This window comes from Paraburkholderia caffeinilytica, assembly GCF_003368325.1.
GTDB lineage: Bacteria > Pseudomonadota > Gammaproteobacteria > Burkholderiales > Burkholderiaceae > Paraburkholderia > Paraburkholderia caffeinilytica.
Map to the genome: position 1 here is coordinate 133,366 of NZ_CP031468.1, position 21,558 is coordinate 154,923.

At 57.9% G+C, this 21,558-nt stretch carries 13 protein-coding genes and 1 pseudogene; 2 read left to right on the top strand and 12 right to left on the bottom strand.

Features of this window, described 5'->3' with window-relative positions:
* Positions 1 to 277: 277 nt before the first annotated feature.
* The 3 genes from DSC91_RS37105 to adh all read right to left on the bottom strand — a co-directional run bounded on the left by DSC91_RS37105 (position 278) and on the right by adh (position 4,862).
* Positions 278 to 1,054, bottom strand: coding sequence for a gamma-glutamyl-gamma-aminobutyrate hydrolase family protein (locus tag DSC91_RS37105; protein ID WP_115783763.1), 777 nt, complete (start codon positions 1,052 to 1,054; stop codon positions 278 to 280).
* Positions 1,055 to 2,407: 1,353 nt separating this feature from the next.
* Positions 2,408 to 3,103: a sigma 54-interacting transcriptional regulator gene (locus tag DSC91_RS37110; protein ID WP_162831544.1), complete on the bottom strand. Its 696-nt coding sequence runs from the start codon at positions 3,101 to 3,103 to the stop codon at positions 2,408 to 2,410.
* Positions 3,104 to 3,341: 238 nt separating this feature from the next.
* Positions 3,342 to 4,862, bottom strand: coding sequence for an aldehyde dehydrogenase (gene adh / locus DSC91_RS37115; protein WP_115783765.1), 1,521 nt, complete (start codon positions 4,860 to 4,862; stop codon positions 3,342 to 3,344).
* A 1,093-nt stretch (positions 4,863 to 5,955) separates the two neighbouring features.
* Here adh and DSC91_RS38595 point away from each other — a divergent pair.
* The gene (locus DSC91_RS38595; protein ID WP_115783767.1) at positions 5,956 to 6,951 is read left to right on the top strand and encodes a helix-turn-helix domain-containing protein; all 996 of its coding nucleotides are present in this window, start codon (positions 5,956 to 5,958) and stop codon (positions 6,949 to 6,951) included.
* 115 nt (positions 6,952 to 7,066) lie between these two features.
* Here DSC91_RS38595 and DSC91_RS38745 read toward each other — a convergent pair.
* From DSC91_RS38745 to DSC91_RS37170, 9 genes and pseudogenes are all read right to left on the bottom strand, one after another.
* Positions 7,067 to 7,756: pseudogene (locus DSC91_RS38745) on the bottom strand (cytochrome c oxidase assembly protein); the annotation flags it as partial.
* Between the two features lie 30 nt (positions 7,757 to 7,786).
* Positions 7,787 to 9,766, bottom strand: coding sequence for a primary-amine oxidase (locus DSC91_RS37135; RefSeq protein ID WP_115783769.1), 1,980 nt, complete (start codon positions 9,764 to 9,766; stop codon positions 7,787 to 7,789).
* Positions 9,767 to 9,893: 127 nt separating this feature from the next.
* Entirely contained in the window at positions 9,894 to 11,276 is a 1,383-nt protein-coding gene (gene eat / locus DSC91_RS37140) for an ethanolamine permease (RefSeq protein WP_115783770.1), read from the bottom strand.
* Between the two features lie 814 nt (positions 11,277 to 12,090).
* The gene (locus DSC91_RS37145; RefSeq protein ID WP_115783771.1) at positions 12,091 to 14,550 is read right to left on the bottom strand and encodes an NACHT domain-containing protein; all 2,460 of its coding nucleotides are present in this window, start codon (positions 14,548 to 14,550) and stop codon (positions 12,091 to 12,093) included.
* Between the two features lie 305 nt (positions 14,551 to 14,855).
* Positions 14,856 to 15,134, bottom strand: coding sequence for an HU family DNA-binding protein (locus tag DSC91_RS37150; RefSeq protein WP_115783772.1), 279 nt, complete (start codon positions 15,132 to 15,134; stop codon positions 14,856 to 14,858).
* Between the two features lie 1,283 nt (positions 15,135 to 16,417).
* Positions 16,418 to 19,660 (bottom strand): LPD7 domain-containing protein, encoded by a 3,243-nt coding sequence (locus DSC91_RS37155; RefSeq protein WP_115783773.1) that lies wholly within the window; start codon positions 19,658 to 19,660, stop codon positions 16,418 to 16,420.
* A gap of 4 nt (positions 19,661 to 19,664) precedes the next feature.
* Positions 19,665 to 19,898: a hypothetical protein gene (locus DSC91_RS37160; protein WP_115783774.1), complete on the bottom strand. Its 234-nt coding sequence runs from the start codon at positions 19,896 to 19,898 to the stop codon at positions 19,665 to 19,667.
* A gap of 5 nt (positions 19,899 to 19,903) precedes the next feature.
* Entirely contained in the window at positions 19,904 to 20,269 is a 366-nt protein-coding gene (locus DSC91_RS37165; protein ID WP_115783775.1) for a plasmid mobilization protein, read from the bottom strand.
* On the bottom strand, positions 20,269 to 20,526 hold the full coding sequence (locus tag DSC91_RS37170) for a hypothetical protein (protein WP_115783776.1): 258 nt from the start codon (positions 20,524 to 20,526) through the stop codon (positions 20,269 to 20,271). The genes DSC91_RS37165 and DSC91_RS37170 overlap by 1 nt, the downstream gene beginning before the upstream one ends.
* Before the next feature lie 332 nt (positions 20,527 to 20,858).
* Between DSC91_RS37170 and DSC91_RS37780 the strand changes: the two genes are divergently transcribed.
* Entirely contained in the window at positions 20,859 to 21,380 is a 522-nt protein-coding gene (locus DSC91_RS37780; RefSeq protein WP_162831546.1) for a hypothetical protein, read from the top strand.
* The last annotated feature ends 178 nt before the right edge of the window (positions 21,381 to 21,558 follow it).

Genomic DNA, 21,558 nt, shown 5'->3' on the forward strand with positions numbered 1-21,558 from the left:
ATTGCCACGTGTATGTGCGATCTAAATAAGGCTCAAAACGGTCGCCTTTGCGATGCGCGGCGGAAAGTAGGTCGCATGTTTTTTGTGGCCCTACGATTCCCGCAACCTACTTGCATGGATCTCACGGTGAACCACCGGCGACAAAAATATGTAACTCTAGTTACCCTATTGATTGAACGTCGAGTTCAGCATGAATATTCATGCACGCGGAACTCACGTCTACTCAGAAAATAGCGACGCGGATGGCTTTCGCGTCGATACCGTCAATGAACCTGTATCAACATGACACTCGACGTTCTGCGTAGGTAGCGCATTGCAGCGCGAATGACTCGAGGATTCGTCCAATTTGCGCCTGGTCGGCCATCGGATCCTCAGGGTGCCATTGCACGCCAACTCCCCAGGCTTCTCCCTTTAGCTCTATCGCCTCGATAATTCCGTCGGGAGCAACCGCGGCGACTCTCAACTCATTGCCTAACGTGCCTATCGCTTGATGATGCGCAGATCGAATCTCAATGTCCTGTTCCCCGAAAATTGACGAAAGTCTCGTCTCGGGCAGGATGCGAACGCTATGCCCGGTCAGCGCAGAATTGTCTTCGGCGACATTGTGTACAGTACTGGGGCCAATGTCCTGAAGCAACGTGCCTCCTTGAGCAACGTTCAACAACTGCATACCACGGCAGATCCCGAAGATCGGCATCTGCACTTCGACGGCGCGGCGCAAAAGGGAAATCTCGAATTCATCCGCATTTGGATTGATTCCGTACGAGCAGACACTTTCCATGCTCTGACCATACTGTGCCGGATCGACATCGGCTCCGCCAAGAACTATCAGCCCGTCGTATAAGTCGGCCAGAACTTGGGGCTCGCAGTTGGGCGCAACCGCGTTGACCGCGTGCCCCGTCACACCGACGATCAAAAGCTGGTCATGCACGCTGTCCGCAAGAGTCTGTAGCGTGGAATTGAGCTGTGGTGTCGCAAGCGGTGAACCAAAGGAGCCGGAAACCAGTACCCGCAATTGTCGCGGAGAGGGCGTATCAGATCGCTGTTCCATCATCTCGTGGGCAAGTATTTGATGGATAAAACTCTAACATATAGATGTTATCTTTAAAAACGCTTTTATACCAGGGCTTACCCCGATCGCGGTGGAACAGGTGGGGCTACGCAAGAGACTCATTCGCTAAGCAAAGATCCGCCCCTCAAATAACGCACAACCAGTGATGTTCCCGCTCAAGTACATGTGTCTTGCTGATTTCTGATACTACCCACCGTTTCGGCTGCATAGATCGGGAGTTCTCCAACTACTCCGCCGAGTTCACCATGCTACCGTCAACACACCCGCGTCAGCCCACGCTCAATGCGTGGCACCTTTGGGGTTGTGTCTGCCCCCGGAATGGTGCGCTCTCGAAAATGGTTTATGGTGCGGCTCCCACAGCACGGAAGCCGCGATTTTCCAGTCGTCGTCTTTGGGACCGTTGTACGAGCGCTGGAATAGACAATCGCCTTTCAGGAGATGCATGGAAATTACACTCGGCGCGTTGATGTGCCGCGACCAATTCATCGAGCGGGGCCGTGTGAAGCTGATGATCGTAAAGTGCAAGCAGTCGTGCGGTCGGTTGAACTGCATTCGATTTCAAACTGTAATGAGACCCGAGGCTGCGGGACATTGCGAGTTCACCTAGGTTGAGATCCGCTTCGGTGTATATCGACAGATCTCCGTTACCGAAGCCGGCGTCAAACAAATAAAATGATGCAAACATTGTTCGAACGATGACTCCCAAATGGAATGCGGTGCCGTGCTCAGTACGTAGAGCACTGAAACAGAGATGATTTCGAAGCGACAGATCGATAATCGCCGCAGCGGAAAGCCTGACGGCCACCCTTTGCGTGGTGTTCCGGACGCGTAGTGCCATGTCGAGTAGGAGGTAAAGATTCGTGCAGATGCGAGACCACTGTCACAAACGGCAGCGAAAGGCGGAATCCACGCTTCGCACCGGTTTTGCCCTACAGGAATCGTAGGGCCGGCGTCGCATGAGTGACAGTGTCTAGCGGCATGGAAATCCCAGCAGCTCGCCCTTCCCAGTCCAAAAAAACGCTCACAAGAAGGCGCCCAAACGGCGCGACGCACTGCGCTACAGCATTCGGCGGATACCTCGCTATCGCTGGTGTGTGCCTTCTTCAGCTCATCTAGAGAAAGCCATCTGATTAATTTCCGGAGAACCTCTAACGTTTTTCGTTTGCATGAAAAACACATCCGGATGAATTACGTAAGATCAACCGCACGCAATTGGTAATCTTGTTTTCACGAACTTTTTTAGATATTTCTTAAACCGTTCCGCCTGATAGCAAAAAGCTCTAATTAAACTAAATTCCAGCTTGACATTCTTTTGATGGAAATAATGGAATCAACTCAAAAATCACCAGAAAAATGATCCGTGTCAATCACAACTCCATCCGGCTCAAGGAGCGCACACGCTGTTTTCAGTAAATTTACAAGCTGTCGGAGATTTCCTGGCCACGGATGCTGGCGAATTGCTCTGACAGCTAAAGGAGTAAGCGTGATTTCTGATCGGCCTCCACAATGAATTTTCAAAATCTTGTCAACCAATAACATTATGTCCTTCCTATCACGTAGAGGTTGGAGAAACACTTCTACCCGACCGAAGAAGCGATATAGGTCTTCAGAAAACTCCCCCCTGGATACAGCCGCACTTAGATTAATACTCGTTGCACAGATAACTTTTGTTTTCATTACCCCGCACTCGGGAGCCGACGAAGCCATCTTTTCCACCACAGGAAGCAAGCGTTGCTGGATTTCCTCAGACATCTGGTCAACGTGATCCAAAAACAGGATTCCAGCACCGGTGCGATCCATTTTAAGAATGATATTTTCCGGGCTCAGAGGTGGCTGATTTGGTTCGTATCCAAGCAGCATTTTATGCAAAGAATTTTCTTGCATTGCTGAGCAGTCAACCACGCAAAGCGGCCTGTTGGACCAGGGTGAGATTGCGTGCAGAGCACCCACAAACGCCGTCTTTCCAGTACCAGTTTCACCGCCGACTAGCAAAGAACCAGCGCGCGCAAATGCTGTGAATACTGGCTCCATACAAGGGACTGTGTCGCAGTGATTGCTTGAGCAAAGGCAGCGATTTGGGTAGGCGATTTCAAAGTAGGCGCGCTTAGGCCGCGACCGCCGCCGAGTCCCGTCCCCTTCTTTTACAGTGAGAAAGTTAACTCTATCCATACTTGGCAAAGTTCGATAAATAGCGTCACGATCTGACCTCAATTCTTTGGCTTCGCCGTCGCCCTCCGACCCTTCTCAGATCCGAGGGCAACCCTACTTTTTAAAAGAACCCTAGAGGTTCTTGACTGTAGTTGACAAGCAGATTTTTCGTTTGCTGGTAGTGATCGAGCATCATCTTGTGATTCTCGCGGCCAATGCCCGACTGCTTGTAGCCGCCGAACGCTGCGTGTGCCGGATAGGCGTGATAGCAGTTGGTCCATACGCGGCCCGCCTGAATCTGACGGCCGAAGCGATAGGCGCGCGTGCCGTCGCGCGTCCACACGCCGGCGCCGAGGCCGTAGAGTGTGTCGTTGGCGATCTCGAGCGCTTCCTCTTCGGTCTTGAACGTCGTGACCGACACCACCGGCCCGAAGATCTCTTCCTGGAAGATGCGCATCTTGTTGTGGCCGCGGAACACAGTCGGCTTCACGTAATAGCCTTTGCTCAACTCACCGCCAAGCGTATTGCGTTCGCCGCCAATCAGACATTGGGCGCCTTCCTGTTTGCCGAGGTCGACATACGAGAGAATCTTTTCCAGTTGCTCCTGCGATGCCTGAGCACCAATCATCGTCTTGGTGTCGAGCGGATGCCCTTGCGTAATTGCCGCGACGCGCTTCAACGCACGTTCCATGAAGCGGTCGTAGATCTTTTCATCGATTAGGACGCGCGACGGACACGTGCACACTTCACCCTGATTCAGCGCGAACATCGCGAAGCCTTCGAGTGCTTTGTCGAAGTAGCTGTCGTCAGCATTCATCACGTCGGCGAAGAAAATATTCGGGCTCTTGCCGCCGAGTTCGAGCGTCACCGGAATGATGTTCTGGCTCGCGTACTGCATGATCAGGCGGCCGGTCGTGGTCTCGCCGGTAAACGCGATCTTGGCGATGCGCTTGCTGGAGGCGAGCGGCTTGCCGGCTTCAAGGCCGAAGCCGTTGACCACGTTCAGCACGCCCGCGGGCAGCAGGTCGTGAATCAGTTCGACCAGCACGAGAATCGACGCCGGCGTTTGTTCGGCTGGTTTGAGCACCACGCAGTTGCCGGCGGCGAGCGCGGGGGCGAGCTTCCACACGGCCATCAGGATCGGGAAATTCCACGGAATGATCTGGCCGACCACGCCGAGCGGTTCATGAAAGTGATAGGCAACCGTGTCGTCGTCGATCTCGGAGATCGAGCCTTCCTGCGCACGCACGGCGCCCGCGAAGTAGCGGAAGTGGTCGATGGCGAGAGGAATGTCCGCGGCCATGGTTTCGCGCAGCGGCTTGCCGTTGTCGATCGTCTCGGCTACGGCAAGACGTTGCAGGTTAGCTTCCATCCGGTCGGCAATGCGGTTCAGGATGTTCGCGCGCTCGGTGGTCGAGGTCTTGCCCCACGCAGCTTTCGCGCGATGCGCGGCGTCGAGTGCGAGTTCGATATCGGCTTCGCGCGAGCGCGGAATCGACGTGAACGGTTCGCCCGTAATTGGAGAGATGTCGTCAAAGTACTCACCGCCAACCGGCGTTACCCATTCACCGTCAATATAGTTCGCGTACTGCTTCTTGTACGGGAATTCGGTGGTCAGATATTGCATTTCCGCGTGATTCATCTATCGCTCCCAAGGTAAACTTGCCTATTGCGTTGATTTTCCGACCTGGGATCAGCTTTAATCCTGGGGAAAGGCGACATGCATCCGACAACGCATCGAATGAACAGGTTACCGACCTTGCTCCGCTGTGGGTATCAAAAATCGGCAATGTATTCGCCCCAGTTTCGGCGCGGCTGCATCGGCGTTCCCCCGATTTGTGTCGGTTTGTGGGCAGTCTCTTCTATGCGAGGAAACAGCTCCGTCCTGTCGTTCTGTTCGCAGCAGCGGACACATAAATTGAGGTCCAGTGCAATCCAGCATCATGTTCGTCGAAATCAGCAAAGTGGGGGTTTAAGCACGTAGTCCATTGTCTGTCTAAGAGCACACGTGGGAGAGACGAGCCACGAAGGCGGATATAGTACGGATTCCTCATGATACTACCGGACTACAGCTGCTGGCTTTGCGCTGTCCCCATCAGCCGATTCAATCGAGCACGCCCGATCGCCGCGGCGAACGAGTCTACGCACCCAAGGCGCAACTGCACCACGATGGCCCCCGGAAGCGGCGCGCACGTTGAAGGCAGCAGTGTATGCATGTTCGAGTAGTGCGGCGGCCTGATCGAGCAGCACGCGGCCAGCAGCGTTGGGGCGCAGTGGCCTCATCTCACAATCGAATAGAGCTCCGCCATGTTCCACTTCGAGGGATTTGCTGGACTGGCTGATCGCGCCTTCCGCCCCCAAGCGCACGCGCGGCTTCGATCATCGACGCTGCTTCGCAAACGATGACAAACGCATGCAAGGCCCGCAGATCGGCGAATGGCGTGATCCCCCGCATGGCACCAAGGCAATTGTGTTATACCGCGCTCACCTAATTCGAACGGATGTTTGGGCGGAAGGAGGTCCGCGCGGCACCAGATCGAATGACGCATGAAGCGAAAAAGTTGCGATTAATATTCGTCGTCATACGGCTTACTTTGAATGACCACGATATGGCCCCAGTGCCTCTTTCGTGCGTATCGTCACGCGCGTTTTTTTGGCGAGGTACACTGATGTCCAAAGCGGTGTAGAAACAGAAATTGCATCCGCAAACCGCATTCGAATGAGGATGCCGGGCCATGGCAACGAATGATTTTCCAATCTCTTCCGAAAGCGCATTTGGCACCGAGTCGATCTCGGCGTCGGTGACGCATGCCCTTGCTGCGGATGTCTTTGAGCAAGCCGACAATTTGCCGGAATGGCGCCAGTCGTACTGGCAGTTGACCAACGGCAGGTTTGCTGGGGAGACGTGGTCGGTGAGCACCGCAGGGATGCAGATCTTTCGAGAACAAATGAACCGCTCTGTCGATCAGCATGGCGAAGCGCCCGTCGGACGTTTAGTTGTCGGCGTCGGCAATCGCTTGATCGGTGAAGGGTTTTGGGGCGGCCGAGGTCTTCATCAGGACAGCGTGTTGCTGCTGACTGACGGCGCTGAGCTTACTTTCAAGACGCCCACAGAATCCGACTTTTCGTTTATGACCGTTAGCCAAGAATTGCTCGGCGAATCGTGTTCGTCAGTCGAACTGGAGTCGCTTGAGAAGGTATTGAGGGTTCGGCCGGCGGCAGAGCGTGTATCGCCAGTTCACGCCGCGAAGCTGCGGACGATGCTCCTCCTCGCGTTGGACGGGACGGTAGACAAGCACGCGTGCGCCTTTGATTTACTGGCCAGTGACCTTTGCCTTGCGGCGCTTGCCGCGCTGGGTACGCCCAGCGTCGAACGCGTAGCACGGACCACCCAACGCGTTCACCGATACATCGTCAACGCCGTTCGCGACCGCATTCTCGCCGACCCCGGCAGCCCGCCTACTGTGAGCCAGCTTTGCATTCAGCTGAACATTAGTCAGCGCAGCCTGCACCATGCATTCCATCAGGTGCTGGACATCAGCCCAGTCAAGTATCTCCGAACGGTTCGCCTGCATCTTGCGCGACGCGCTCTACGCGCATCGCCGCCCGCGCCGGGACGCATTCAGCAGGTCGCACTCGACTGCGGCTTTTGGCACCTCGGCATGTTCGCCAAGCAGTACTTTGAACTGTTCGGCGAATTGCCATCCAAAACATTGCTGTTGCCGCATTGAGATGCCATTGCGGCAACGCGCCCGATTGCACGATTTTCCAATCCTTAACTGTTGCTCCTTGACACGCTGTATTGCGAGCATAGTTGAGGCCGTGCCAGCCAGCAGTAAACAGGTAAAGCCCGCCCGCGAGCCGTTGATCCGCGCTCCACGACAGCGAATGAACGAGTATCCACGCAATGCCGCCGAGAGACGGGCGTGCAGCAGAGCGGCATAGCGCCATGTCGAATGCATAGAGCGGCGAGGAAAGGCATAGTTCGAGACCGAGGATTGCGACCGGGGTCACGCAAAGCATCCAGAAGAGCGCCGATCGCGTTGCAAATGGTCTTTGATTGCGAAAAGCTAGGACAAGCCACGTCCCGCTAAGCAGCATCGAAGCGCTCATTGCTGAAAGCACGACGGCGCTCCTCATCGCGAGTGCATGCACGACCGGGATCATCCACACGACGCTGATAGTAGCGAAGGCCAACGCGGCAAGCGTGCTCCATAGTTTCACGTATGTGCTGCAATTCGCGTGGCCTGCGTCGCCCTCTGCATCCATTGCCCCGGCAGAACATGCTCCAGAGAAAACGAGGCTGGGTACAACGTGGTGAAGCAACACGCTTTGGACTGCATGAATCCAAAGCGCTTGTCGCGCGAACTCGTTGACGACGCCACACTGCGCAATCAGCAGCAAAAGCGCTCCACATACGACGCGCCCGTGCGGCCTGAACGAGAGTCGACGCATGTTCGAACGCCGTTGTGGAGTCAGCAGCTCCCACCGGGCTGACACTCCCGTGAGGACACGGCTTTGATTTAGAACAGGCATTCGACTCTCCACGCAAGTGCTCTGCGCCCCTTATTTCGCACTATGGCAGCAACTCGAACCGCTCCCGCCACTTGCGCTAACACTCTTGCTATCTTTGCCACCCGGCAGATCCATTGCAGGGTTGGCTGCAAAGAAGTTATTCGGCTTGAGCTTGAAACCGACATACTCGACCGGCATCACCGGGAAATCTTCGGGCTTGCAGATATGGGTGTGGCCGAAGGTATGCCAGAGAACGAGATCCTGGTTCTCAATGCTGCGATTCTGCTTTACATAGGCAGGAAGCCCATCGCCGCCCTTGTGCTGGTTCGGATATTCCCCCGAACCGTACCGCTCGCCCGGAGAGTAACGCGTGACCCACACATGCTTCGATGCAAAGCCGGCCCGTTGATGGAAATAGCTTCCGGGCTGCGCAAGCATGACGGGATTCTGCTCGGCGACAAGCTTGTAGCCTGGATGATTCCCGGCGGCATTGCGCACGTTGGGGTTGATAATCTTCCAGAAACGTCCGGTTTGCCCGTTCGCTTCGCGGCAGGCGTCGAGCTCGTTCTTGAACGTCGTCGTCACTGCGTCGAAGACATTTCCATAGCGGTTCCCTTCCCCGACCGGTCTCGGATGGAAGTCTGTCTCCACCACTGAATTCTGCTCGCCGTCGACCATCATGTGCAAACGCGCGCTGAAGAAGTGCTGGTGGCTAGGTCCGTATATATCCGCGGCGACCTTTCCGCCGTTCTGAACCTCTCCGGGTACAAGCGCAGCCGTCTGGATGATGCCGGTCAGCTTCGCCTCGAGCTGGATCGTGCCGTCCTGGTAGAGGTACCAGAAGAAGCCATAGTCGTAGTTGGCGACCGTACAGAAGAAACTGATAACAAGGCGCCGCGAGCGACGCATTTCGAAGACGCCGGTGCGAAACTCATAATGCTTCCAGAGCGTGCCGTAATCTTCCTCGTGCATGCAAATGGCATTCTTCATGACGAATGCCTCACCCAGATCGTTTACCGCGGGCACGTCGAAATAACGGATCGCGCCGAGGCAGTCACAGCCAAGCTCGAGCGAATTAGCGAGTCGGCCGAGTCCATATTCGCCGCCGTCGAAAGCGCATTTCCAGAAGTGATTGAGTTCGTCGCTCGAATATGGCACGCCCATGTCGGTCACGCTCGCGCGATAGATAATCGGCCTGACCTCCTCGCCATCGTGGTAACTGAGGTTATGAAGCACAAGGCCCTCGCGCGGCGTGAAGCCTACGCGGAAGTCCCAGTTTTGCCATGACACTCTCCAGCCGTCCACCGAGAATGTCACACCTTCGGGCTGCGTGATGTGCAGGGGCTTCAAGCCGTCGCGAGGCGCGCCGAGCGACGGCGTATCGTAGTTGCGTTTTGTCTTCGGGATCGGTACGTTGCGACCGTCGTCAAGCAGGTCGATAACCTTTTCCTCGTTCAGATCGATGATCGCGACCAGACCTTCAATCGGGTGCGCGTAGCCGTTGTCGGTGATGACATCACGGTAGAACGCGACTCCGCGCATCAGGCGGCGACCGCGATAACGCTCCTCATCGCCGAAGTAGCCAAAGGACCATGGATCGATCTGCACGTTGGCAATGTCCTCATCGGTCAAACCACGCCGCTTCACCGCAGCCCGCCATTCGGGATCTTCCTGAACTATCTTCACGCAGAGGTCGAATTCCTCCACCATGATCGGCGCCTGACCCGTAACTTCTGTATCGAGCGCGCGCCAGGATACAACCTCCGCTACGCGGAGATCAACGAGCGACTCGTAGGTTGCCCCGGTCGCCTTATCGAGTACGAGCACAAAAGCTTTACGCGAATACGGCATGCCGGGCTTGAATGCCAGCACTTCGCTTTTACTGGGCTCATCGAGATAAACATACGGAAAACGGCATCGTGGACCAAGTGCTTTCGCGTCCCTCACGATTTTGCATGCCGCTTCGATCTCGGCAATCGACAAGGGATCAAGAGGATGTGCGCTAAGCACCGCGCTGTGATCGTTCTTCATTGAGGGACCTTCAATGTCTGGGTTGGCGGCTGCGTAGAGCCGATAGATTCATTGTTAGCGGAGCAAATTTGCGTGGATATCAAGTTTCAGCAAGACTCGCCGGGCAACAAGGTAGGGGCGCCGGAAGTCAATCGCCCTGTAGCGACGCGAGCGAGGGAGCCTCTTCGTGCACGCGCTGGTCGCGTGTGAAGTGGTAGTACAAATAGAAGATGCCCATCATGACGAGATACAGCCCCGAAAGCATCGCGTTGTAGTACAGCATCGTGACAAGGCACACGACCGCGAGACACAGCGCAAGAGCCGGAAAGAGCGGATAGGCGATCGCGCGATATGGGCGGTTCAGATCAGGCTCGCGACGGCGCAGCGCAAAGAGACTGGCCATCGACACGATGTACATCGTGATAGCGCCGAGCACCGACAACGTGACGATGTTGGCCGTTAGCGTCTGGCCACCGAACGTGACGAGCGAGTCGCTGAAAATGGCTGCGATGCCGACCACACCACCGGCGAGAATCGCCCGATGGGGCGTATGGAACCGCGGATGCACGGCTGACAGCCACCGGGGCAAGTAACCTTCACGGGCCATTGCAAAAACGCAGCGTGAGTAGCCCAGAATGATGCCGTGGAACGACGCCACGAGACCAAACAGGCCGAGCCACACGAGCATGTGTAACCAGTTGCTGTGATTACCGACTACCGCCTTCATTGCTTGCGGAAGCGGGTCGTTGATATTCGCGAGCACACGCCAGTCGCCGACTCCGCCTGCAAACATCATCACGCCAATGGCAAGCACGAGCAGCGTCAGAATGCCCGTGATGTACGCGACGGGAATCGTACGAGTCGGGTTCTTCGCTTCCTCCGCAGCCATTGCCACGCCTTCGATAGCGAGAAAGAACCAGATCGCGAAAGGCACCGCCGCGAACAGACCCGGCACCACACCGAGCGAGAAATGATCGTGACCGGCCCAGCCATGCGCCACGAAATTAGCGACCGAAAATCCGGGCGACACGACGCCCATGAAAACCAGCAATTCGATGATCGCGAGTATCGTCACGATCAATTCGAAGGTTGCCGCCATGCGCACGCCAAGGATGTTCAAACCCATGAAAACGACGTAAGCACCGACGGCCATCCACTTCGGATCGACGCTGGGAAACTGGACATTGAGATAGGCGCCGATCGCCATCGCGATTGCAGGCGGTGCAAACACGAATTCGATCAGCGTCGCAAAGCCGGCAATGAACCCGATTCTCGGGCCGAACGCGCGCCGGGCGTATGCGAAGGGGCCACCCGCGTTTGGAATAGAGGTGGTGAGTTCCGTGAAGCTGAAAATGAAGGTCGTGTACATCACCGCGACGACGACGGAGGTAACGATGAATCCAAGGGTACCCGCGGCAGACCAGCCGTAGCTCCACCCAAAGTATTCGCCAGCGATGACAAGGCCGACAGCTAGGCCCCAAAGGTGCCACGCATTAAGCGTTGGCTGAAGGGATTGGTTCGACGGTTGCATGTTGGGCTCGTCAAGTTGGTGGGTGAGCGCCCAATTTATGCAGCCGAAATTTCTGCACCTATCTGGAATCAGCAAGACATGCGACGTTTCCGGAATGAAACCTCCTTCCGGCATCCATCCGCATTCTCTTTGTTTGGATTTCGTAATGTTAATGACAGCATTGTGCTTTTACGGGGGGCGAGCAGCCACCGGGCCGGCGAGCCCTCCAGTGCTAACAATCTTGGGTACCCAGACATGTCAGGCGAGTTGTCGCCTCACCCGAACTGATTGGTGTTGCCGTTCGTCAATTCTGCTAATGATGTCCGTTGGAGCGCTAATCGTGCCCATTAATTCTGCTAGCGCGGCTTTTTCTACCGCAACGCGAACTCACTGCCCGGCACGACTGACAAAGCGCAGGACGACGCCGTGCTGACCAACATCCACACAAGGGGATGTTGAAGGCCCCCGATGTGACACACAAAGTGCCGTACTGTATGGCGTTTTTGATCTGCGCACTGAGATGGGCACCTTCCGAAGATCAAAAAAATGACCTCCGATATTTACACTTGCTGCCGCTTCAAGCGAATGCACCTATCGCGCTCCTCTACAACCGTACTAGCCGAATTAGCGGACACGACAAACGCGTTAGCAAAATCAACGGACATCCGAGCGTGCGTGTGTTGCTGAAACGCAACGCCTAGAAAAGCGTGCGAAACCGCCGCTATGCCTTGTTTTGCAGGGCCAAAATGCAGTCTTACATTAGCGTAATCTATGGACACGATTAGCAGTTTTTAAGGACTTCAACACATACCGCCCGTTTTGCACTAATGCACGATTACTCGCGCTCGTCGTAGACAATGGTGAGTTCGGCCTCTTCATTGCCGCGGTAGATACGCCGCGTCCGATCGTTGACGGAAACGACGTTGAATCCCTCCCCGCGTGCGTGGAGAATTCTCCCCGCCAATTTTCGCAAGTCTTTGTCTTTTACAGCTTCGATGACCCGGGCGGCAGACAGTGACAAACGGCTCTCAACCCTTGACGCTGCCCCGATTTCCTCGCTGAACGGCGATAGTGCCAATTGCATCTCGGCGTCATAGGCAGGCTTGATGTACTTGCCGGTCACATAGGCATGCAGCAACAGGCAGGCTCGCTGGACATCGACCTGCACAACGACCCCATCCCTCACGTTTGTCGACTTTCGCACCCATTTACTAAGTAGCTCCTCGAGCGGGCCGTAGCGCTGACTCGCGATGGTCAGCGACTTGTCAACGTCATCGGTTTCGCGAACTCGTTGCGCAATTCGAACGATAAGTGCCGCCAAAAACGCTTTGGTCGCCGCTGTGTCTCCGTTGTGGGCCATGCGCAGCAGACACAGCGCAGCTAGCGCAGATGTCTCCTTGTCAAACCGAAGTACGGCGTAGGCTAGGGTGTTAATCGTGTCGGCGCGCGACAGCGGCCAATCAGCACGATCCTCATGTGCGATACCGACAATAGCGATGTGCGCGGGCGAGCAACTGGATGACCTCGCCGTCGCGGCGATTTCCTTTACAAGCGCAGCGTCCGATTGGAAATAGCGAAGGTAGTCTATGGTGAGCGGCCCTTCGCAGGCGCTCAGCGTTTCGAACCAGCTCGCGAGATGGCTTTGGTCCGGCGCAGCGTCGAGGAAACTGCGAATGTCCGGCGTGATGGCGGAACTCATGAGGACGTGTTGATCCGGCGTAAGCCGGACAGTGCGCAGACGGTCGGCAACAAGAAACTCCTGAAATGAGCGGTGTGCAAAGTACAGGATGCCCGCTTCCTTCTCTTCGGTCAGACTCGACACGATGTATTCGGTCAGTTTGGCCGCCCCATCAGTCGCATCGCCATCCGGCAACTGATCGACGAGGGCTTGAGGGATCTCGTCTCGGTTGAAGTAACCCTGACCATCACTTGCTTTCGTCCAGGACCACCACCCCAGTTCCTTCTGAAACGAATACCTTGCCTCGAGGGGGATAACCCCGCGTGCACGCTTCTCCTCCGTATCGCGCGCGATCAATTGCCTGATGAACTGGTCGTACAACGTGTAGCTGGTGAAGCCATCGAGCCTGAAATTCGGATCATAGGCCAGCTCAGCGACGATCCTTGCTTGCACCGGGCGCCGGAGAAGGTCAGGGCTAACCTTTAAGATGACTTCCCGCACACGCAGATCGACGAATTCGGTCACAGTCACGCCGTTAACGTGCGTCAGATGTCTCAGCAAATGTCCGAGGTACGCACGCAAGAACCGTTCAATCTCCTCGGCATTGAAGAAGGCAATCTCCTCCTCGCGCCACGGCGCAAACTGAGGATCATTTACCGTTTGCGATCCAACGCGTCGCTGGCCGCGGAGCACATGCGTACGCGCCTCGGTTGGCAGTGCGTTCGGACGGCCGAGCAGCAGTACTCTTGCCTTCGGCCCGAGCAGGCGATTGAACTCCCTAAACGTGGCATGAAAGTCCGCGACTGACATCGCGTGCTTCATCTCGTCAAATCCGTCAAGGACGACGAACAGCCGCCCCTCGGCATTCAGATGCATGAGCGTGTGAAACCGAAAGTCCGTCGCGGGAAAGCGGGCCGTGAACTCCTTTCCGAAGAGAGCCTCGAGCTGTGTCTCGTGTACCACCTGTCCCAACCGAATGAGGATTGGGATGCGTTCAGCGGGATCCGCACGGTGTCGCGCAGCCTGCTGCGAGACGACCCGCAGCGCGAGGCTCGTCTTGCCTTTTCCATATCCCCCAAGGATGGCCAGCGGCATTGGATCGTCGGATCGCATCCAATCTTCGATAACGGCTAGTGCGGGTTTTTCGTGTCCCTCGAAACGGGCGTCCACGTAATAGCTTTCCAGATCGCTGGCTTTGAACGTACCAGCGAGCTGTGTCACATAGTCGTTCAACCCGATCAGGCTGTCCTCGAACTGCTCGTACGTCTGGAACCTCAGTGACGGTATTCCGTCGACATACGCACGCGCCATCGCGTTAATGTCCTTCCTGGCAACGATGATGACAATATCTAGCTCGTGTTTGTCGACGAGCGGGTCGTAGTCCGACCAGATCCTCGTTCGGATATCATCCTTTGTAAGCGGAGCTGCTTCGTTCTTACATTCGACGCCGACGGTGATCCGCCGGCCAAACTCGACGTACGTGTAGACCACGTCGACCTTCTTATGGCCAACTAGGACTTCCGTCCGGACATCGGAATATTTCGTGCGCAGGAGGCTCGCAACGGCGTCGCGAAAAGCGTTGCCGACTTCCGTTGTATTGGCAGGGTTAGCGCGCATCGTAGTGTTCTCAGTTTGTCTTCACTGTCGTCGCGACGCGCATGGCCGCGTCGCGACGTCGGACCGCCCATGGCAGTTTCATCGCGAAATGCTGGGCGCCGCGCTCCCGCAAATTGTTCCATTTGTCGGTGTTAACGAATGTCCTGCCCCTTCGTATCAAACGACTCGATCATCGCGCGCTGCCCACGCGCTCAGGCCTTCTGCCAGACGCGGCCGTTCTCTACCGTCACGATCTGCGGCAGCGATTTGGCCGGCAACGCTACCGTCGGCACGTATCTTATCTAGCCGACGACGTGTGCCCGGTCTCATCCGCCGTTCACCGCATCCTTGAAAGCCTTGCCCGCGGTGAACTTGACCGTCTTCGCGGCCGGAATCTGGATCTCGGCGCCGGTTGCCGGATTGCGGCCGACCCGTGCGGCGCGCGCGCCTACCGAGAACGAGCCGAATCCGATCAGCTGTACCGTTTTGCCCTTCGTCAGTTCGCCTGTGATGGCCGCGATCACCGCGTCGATCGTCTCGCCCGTGGCGACCTTGCTGTCGCCCGTCTTCGCGGCCACGGCATCGACCAGCTCCTGCTTGTTCATGGCTATTCCTCTTGATGGTTGTTGACTGCGCCACCGTACCCGATCGGTGCCGGGTCGCGCAATGGCCGCACTGTTTCTTTGGCATCGCAGGTAGCCCGTGCACTGGCTCTCCGCCCGCCTCCCGTTTCTTCTCACCTCAACAGCAACGTTCCCATCCGCGTGGGATTCCGTCGCGTGCCGGGCGATGAAGCCCAGCGCGCGCAAGTGTGCCGTTTCGTCAGTCGCCGGACAGTTTGCGACCAGCAGCTGGCTTTCATTGCTGGCTCGCGTCATCCCAATGCTGCCTGGCGCCTCCACACCCGGCGCCTGAACGCATCTGAACAGTCGCTCACGGTAACAAAATTAGTTGTGTGCGCGGTAGCACATCACCCATAAAAATTGGGGACATATCAATGGCAGTTTTGATAACTGCTACAAGCAATACTGCATTTAATGACCTGAATCCATCGATAGTCAGTCAAACCTCCAGCCTGTCGCCCCTCACCGACGTGTCTGTCGCAGGGTCGTTGAATCGCTTGGGCGAACTTTGCACGTGCAAAGTTCGGCGCACCTGAGCAAAGGTGAACGTCTATGGTTCCGCTTCCAGCTTTCCAGACCGGACGCCGGTTTCCGACGGCACCAACCGCCGGGGCGCCCAGCCTGCCGGGCTCCGGCTGTTGCGGTGCTCTCTGCGGCGCACGGGCGTGCCGTGTGACCTTCTGGCGCATCACGTCAATGCGGTCACCCGCTAGCCGACTTCTTCACCGGGCCCGGTTGCGTGCCATGGCAAGTGTGGGCCATCGCATAAGGGACGCCCGCAGCGTGGCCTTGAGGTGAAACCCCAGCGGCAATTCCGGAACTTGGGCCCGTGTCCACAAATGAAGGGGTAGATAGCCCTAAACTATCTACCCCTTCATTTCACTCATGCAACCGGCTACGTTCGTAGCGGCCTTTACAGGTTTGATGTCGGCCGACGTAGGCGCGGTCCGTTAGTTGCTTTTACGAATAAAAAAGCAGCAACCTTCGCTGGTCGCTGGCTGGCGCAGATTCGGCTATTCGGAGGGCCATACCGAACCCGAAAGAGGACAACAGTTTGCGCGATCCTCCGCTAATGATCGTGCGAGTACGCACGACTCATACCCTGTTTTATCGGTATCGCCAGCGCGGGCTGCCGGCGTCAGGTAACGAGCGCTTATACTCGGCCCATGTTGACCTCGCGAATGCCCACGCCGGGCGCGACCGCAATCGGGCCGTCGCGATCGATGTGTGCAAGCTCGTTCATTTTCTTCGCTCAGGTTGATGGTTCATCGGTCAATATCCGGCCCGCTGTCCGGTGCATCCGGATCAGCTGGCGGTGCTACATCCAAGTCGGGATTGGACGGATCTTCCGGGGTGGGTGGCGGCGGATTGCGCACAACATCGCGCAGCTCGTCACGCTCCCATGCCTCGCGCTCACGCTGCGCCGCCCGACGTTCCAGCGCTTCGGAATCGAGCTCCGCAAGCCGGACCTGCCGGATGCTCTCCAGCTCCGGTTGCTCGAACACGATGCGCATACGCGTGTCGGCCGCCACACGCGCCGCGGCCGCCTGGAAGTCATCAGGTCCGGACAGCGACAGCGTGCTGCCGAACTTCTGCTGCGCGAAACGCAGCGCAATCTCGATCGCCTCGCGCTCGCTATCCCACAGGCGCAACGTGCGGCCCTCGTCGACGAGGAACGCCACACCGTCCTTCCGGTAGTCGACCTCGCCGCTGGCCCGCACCTCGTACGTGATCGCCGGGCCCGCGTAGATGATCTCGTTGCGGTCGTAGGCTGCCGGTCGGTTCACCGCATGAGACGGCGCACTGAAAATGACCGCGCGTTCGTCGTCTGCACGTTTCGTCCGCAGGAGGATCTGCTGCATCCGGCGCAACTCACGCAGCGCCCGTTCGTCGCCTTCCTGAGCGCGCTCCTGAAGGAAGTCACGATACCGCTCGGTCAAGGGCCGGCTTGCGGCGCCCTTCAGCGCATCCCGCTCTTTCGCGATCTGCACACGCAGCGCAGCCTCTGCCTCAAGGCGCGCAACACGTGCCGCGGAAAGCTGCTCGCGGCGCTGCGCACCTGACAGGTCCATGCGCGGGCGTTCAACCAGCGCGCTACGGGCACTGTAGAACTCGGATTTGACCGCCTTTCGCCGCTCACTCTCATGATCGGCCTGCGCATCCCACGCGCGACGTAGCTCGTTCCGGTATGCCGATCGCCATTGCTGGAACTCGCCCCATAGGTCCCGTTCAGGCGCACGCCTCTGTGCATGCTCCGGATCACGTCCTGTCTGTGCACGATAGGTCTCGCGCAGCAGCTCAGCCGCCTCCTCCCATGACAGGTTCATCTCCTTGGTGAGGAAGTCAGACACATTCAGATTGCGCGAGCCGGCCTGGATCCTGTCACCGCCGTCCGCGCCTTTACCGATCGAATACTTTTCGACGATCACTCCGTGCGTATGCGCGAGCACGGCCAGCAACCGGCCCGCGTCGAGCGTCGCGCGAATCTCTGTGAACTCATCCCGCTCCCGGGCACGTCGCACCGTGCGAGCCTCGGACAGGTCACGCGCAAACTGGTCGCAAACGGTATCGGCTGCCCGGCCCGTCGATGCGCGCGCACCTGCATTGAAATCGACCGACGCCGCGTCCGTCGGCAGCGGCGTATCAGTTGGCCGGATCTCGAACGGCAGCGATTCGATCGCATCGAACGATTGCACATCCGCGAGGCTGCGGATTTCCTCACGCGGTCCGAACCCTGCAGGCAGGCCGCCGCCGCTCAGACCAAAAGGCTCGCGTGAGCCGAACGGTCCTCCTGCCCGCATGAACTTCCCGGCAGCGGTGCGGGTGAGACGCGTCCGCCCTGCCTCGTCGGCCTGGTCCCACGCGACAAACATGCGATCTACGATCGCTTTCCATTCAGGCTCGCCGGCGGAACTGTCAATGGCATCGGGTTCGCCCGACCATTGCCACCGATCCTCGAACTCGCCGTAATTGCGGCCCACGTCGAAACCGCCCTCGGCACCTTCGCGCCATCGCGGCAGTGGCACCGAAATGACTAGCTGTTCTCTTCCCGCTCGCTCGCGATCGCCAGACCATCGCAGTGCGTCAATTCGTTCGGCTTGCTGGTTTCCCAGCTCCAGTAATGCATCAGCCGGCAGAAGCACTTGACGTCGCGCGGCGTCGCCATCCACACCGCGGCCGGGCATGCCATGCACACGGTGGGCGGATTGGGACGGCGCGCCGGATCGATCGAAGCGAGCGTCAAAGTCGTGATCCGCTCCGGCTCGCCATCGCCCCGTGATTTCGCGGTGCGCGCGTTCGAGCTCGTTCCACCATTGCTGCGACTGCCCTGTCCTTTCCGGTTCCCGCCCGGCACCGCGCTCTCGCGCCCGCCCTCCTGCTCCGGCGGCTCCCATCCGCTTCCAATCTCGCCAGTGTCCGGATCGATCGTGGCGCTGTTGTGTTCGCTCTCGTGTGCGTTCATTAAGCCCTCCTGTTGCGTCATAGAACCGCTGTTCGCGGTGATCGAGAATGCGCCGCTGCTCCGCCGGCGGCGCTGCCTGATACGTCTTGTAAAAACTGCTGCCGCTGTTCAGATACTTGATCTCTCTCGCGCGCGTGTCGTGCCACGTCTCGAGCGAATCGAGATAGATCCGCGGCGTATCGCGCGGTACGCCTGGCTCGACGTACTGCGCATGCACATTCGATTCGAGCGCCTCACGCTTGGCCGTAGCATCGAGCTCGATGAACTCGCGCGAAAACACGAACTCCTTCAGGTTCACACCCTTCGCGGCACCGGGCGGTTTGACGTTCTCGTACTCCGACTCCCTGCCGGCATTGCGTGTGCGCGTCTCGCCGTACTCCGTGATCAAGGCCCTGAAGTCGTCATACCGGGTCACATCACGCGTCATCACTGCCTCAAGAATCGAGGCCTTCAGCTCGCGGTTAGCGCCCTCGAACACATCGCCCTTGTACCGGCTGATCATTTCGGACGCGTCCGTGAACTGCACACGCCGGTTGTCCTTTGGGCTCGCCAGTCCGTACTTCGCGTTAATGTGCTCCTGAAAAGCCTCCAGATACCGCTCGTTATGGTCAACCTTCCCGAACGGATCAAGCCGTCTGCCCGTTACCAGATTCATTTCCGGGATCACCACATGCACGTGAACCTTGCGCTCGACAGCCTCGCCCGTCTTGCGGTCCGCATAGCTCTTGATCCGCGGCACATGCGCTTCGGCGTAGAAGTTGTATTCGTCCCGACGGTATGCGGCAAACGCAAACGCCTCGAACTCGCGCACGATCTCACCCAGCAGCTCGCGGTCGACCTCGTCTTCCTTGAAAGACAGCGTGACATTCAGGTAGCGTTCAGCGTCCGTGTCGATCGACTGGATGATGTCGTTCGTCAGATCGAGATCGCCGGCGAGTATCACGCGCTCGTCCATCTCGTCGCGTTCCATTTCGCGACCCTGCTTCTGGCCCTTCTCCAGGTATGCCTTGATCCCGTCGTGATAGCCGCGTACGCGTATGAGCATCGTCCTACTCCAGCATCCCGCGCTCGGCGAGCCAGCGCTCAGCCCCTTCGATGCGCAAAAGCAGCGTGCTGTTCACGATCGACAGCAGCAGATGGCCAGCGGCATCGACAGCCGCCCGGGCGCTGTCGCAGTCCGGCTGCGTCAGCGTACGCGCACCGTCATGGTCGCGATCGAAGTGCAGCTTCGTCTCCAGCTCGATGACCGCCATGATGGCGGCCTGCTTTTGATCCATTCCCATCGATATCAGTCGACCTTGTTCAGGGTTGCCTTGAGGTACTGCCCGATGAGCTGCAATTGCGCGAGCAGTTGCTCGTAGGTCGCCTCCGAAAGCTTCCCGCGAACGTGCTCCGAGTTCGCGCGGTGGGCAATCTGGTTCAGGTTGTTGCTGGTCTTGTTGAAGATGTACAGCAACCGCTTGCGGTCTCCGCTCGCCACCGGGCGCGCAATCACCTGCGTACGGTTGGTGAGCACCGCCTGCCTGAAAAACTCTGATTGCGTCATCCCGCTTTGCGCCACCTTGGCAAGGTACGCTGCGCGATCCGCATCCGACAGACGGAACGCGATCGGCTTGCCCAGCCCTGCCCCGTCATTGCTCTTCTGCCGTGGCATTACCAGAGCCCCGTCGAACGACTACGGTCGATCTCGGCGCCGACCATCGCGAACGGCCTGCCGTCGTCCTCGATCGGATGCGCGCGAAACTCGTATTCCGGCCACCGCAACTCGCACTCGCGCAGCGCGCGCATTGCCTGGTCACCCGTCATTGGCAACGTATAGCCTGCCCACGGCAGATAACGCGGCTCGCTGCCGCGCTCGTCGGCACGCGGCCCCACTACAAGCTGGATCACCCATTCACTGCTCGGAATCATCGCCAGACCTCCGTATTCATTACGCATACCAGGCAGTGCTTAGTGTCAGTAACGGAGTTGCCGACACGCGGACGCGGCAATAGACCGCGGCGGGGTTTCAAAGGGGCCCGCCCCTTTGGCACGAAATATTTTACGGAACGCGTAGCGTTACGTAAACATATTCGACGTGCCTCGCCCCGCTCTTGCCACACATTATTTCCTACGCATATTCTACGCCCCTACTACACCAGTACATCACGCATTGCGTGGGAGTACTACCCAATACAACCTTGCCCCTACATGCTGTCGTCATTCATACTACGTCCATACTACATTTATTCGCCATTTCCCCAATGGATCACGAACAACTTGCTTCCGCGCTGCGCCGCCTTGCCAGCACAAGCCCGAAACGCAGTAAAGCTTCCCATCTCAAGGCCCTCCTTCCGGACATTGAGGCGGCGCTCGCCGCTCGCGTTCCCGCCGCTGATATCCTGAATACCTTGCGCGAACAGGGACTCGATATCTCCCTTCGGACGTTTCACGGAACCCTGTACAGGCTTCGAAAGATCACCTCTCCGCCCGATTCCGGCAGCAAATCCGGCGCTGCGGCAGCCCGCCCCAGCGCCCCGCCCCCCGTTACAGCCTCCCGAGCGACAGCCCCTCTCGAAACGCACAAGCCTACCCCTCCCACGACCGATGCACCGGCACCGGCACAGACTCGCATCAAAACCTTCGAGCAATTGCAGTCTGAGAATCCCCACCTCTCAAGCATGCAGTTGAACCGCCTCTACGCCGAACAGTACGGCGAACCTCGCGTGAGCAATGCCGATATTGATGCACTCAAGAAAAAATACCCTCAGCACGCGAAACCCTGAGCCGCATCGGCCCGCCGCACTGCGCCGGGTCGGGCCGCTCCCCATGCATCCTGCATGGGTCCCCGTGGCCCTCGATACGGGCGCGCGGCGCGCGCGATACCACCCTGGTTCGCACACGCAGTTACATTCTGTTTCGCAAAACGCGGCGCCTTCAGGCGTGCTCCTTGGCACAATCGCC

Excerpts from the sequence above, each read along its gene's own strand:
- DSC91_RS37105 (WP_115783763.1), bottom strand. The coding sequence starts at position 1,054 with ATGATGGAACAGCGATCTGATACGCCCTCTCCGCGACAATTGCGGGTA.
- DSC91_RS37110 (WP_162831544.1), bottom strand. The coding sequence starts at position 3,103 with ATGGAGCCAGTATTCACAGCATTTGCGCGCGCTGGTTCTTTGCTAGTC.
- adh (WP_115783765.1), bottom strand. The coding sequence starts at position 4,862 with ATGAATCACGCGGAAATGCAATATCTGACCACCGAATTCCCGTACAAG.
- DSC91_RS38595 (WP_115783767.1), top strand. The coding sequence starts at position 5,956 with ATGGCAACGAATGATTTTCCAATCTCTTCCGAAAGCGCATTTGGCACC.
- DSC91_RS37135 (WP_115783769.1), bottom strand. The coding sequence starts at position 9,766 with ATGAAGAACGATCACAGCGCGGTGCTTAGCGCACATCCTCTTGATCCC.
- eat (WP_115783770.1), bottom strand. The coding sequence starts at position 11,276 with ATGCAACCGTCGAACCAATCCCTTCAGCCAACGCTTAATGCGTGGCAC.
- DSC91_RS37145 (WP_115783771.1), bottom strand. The coding sequence starts at position 14,550 with ATGCGCGCTAACCCTGCCAATACAACGGAAGTCGGCAACGCTTTTCGC.
- DSC91_RS37150 (WP_115783772.1), bottom strand. The coding sequence starts at position 15,134 with ATGAACAAGCAGGAGCTGGTCGATGCCGTGGCCGCGAAGACGGGCGAC.
- DSC91_RS37155 (WP_115783773.1), bottom strand. The coding sequence starts at position 19,660 with ATGCTCATACGCGTACGCGGCTATCACGACGGGATCAAGGCATACCTG.
- DSC91_RS37160 (WP_115783774.1), bottom strand. The coding sequence starts at position 19,898 with ATGGGAATGGATCAAAAGCAGGCCGCCATCATGGCGGTCATCGAGCTG.
- DSC91_RS37165 (WP_115783775.1), bottom strand. The coding sequence starts at position 20,269 with ATGCCACGGCAGAAGAGCAATGACGGGGCAGGGCTGGGCAAGCCGATC.
- DSC91_RS37170 (WP_115783776.1), bottom strand. The coding sequence starts at position 20,526 with ATGATTCCGAGCAGTGAATGGGTGATCCAGCTTGTAGTGGGGCCGCGT.
- DSC91_RS37780 (WP_162831546.1), top strand. The coding sequence starts at position 20,859 with ATGGATCACGAACAACTTGCTTCCGCGCTGCGCCGCCTTGCCAGCACA.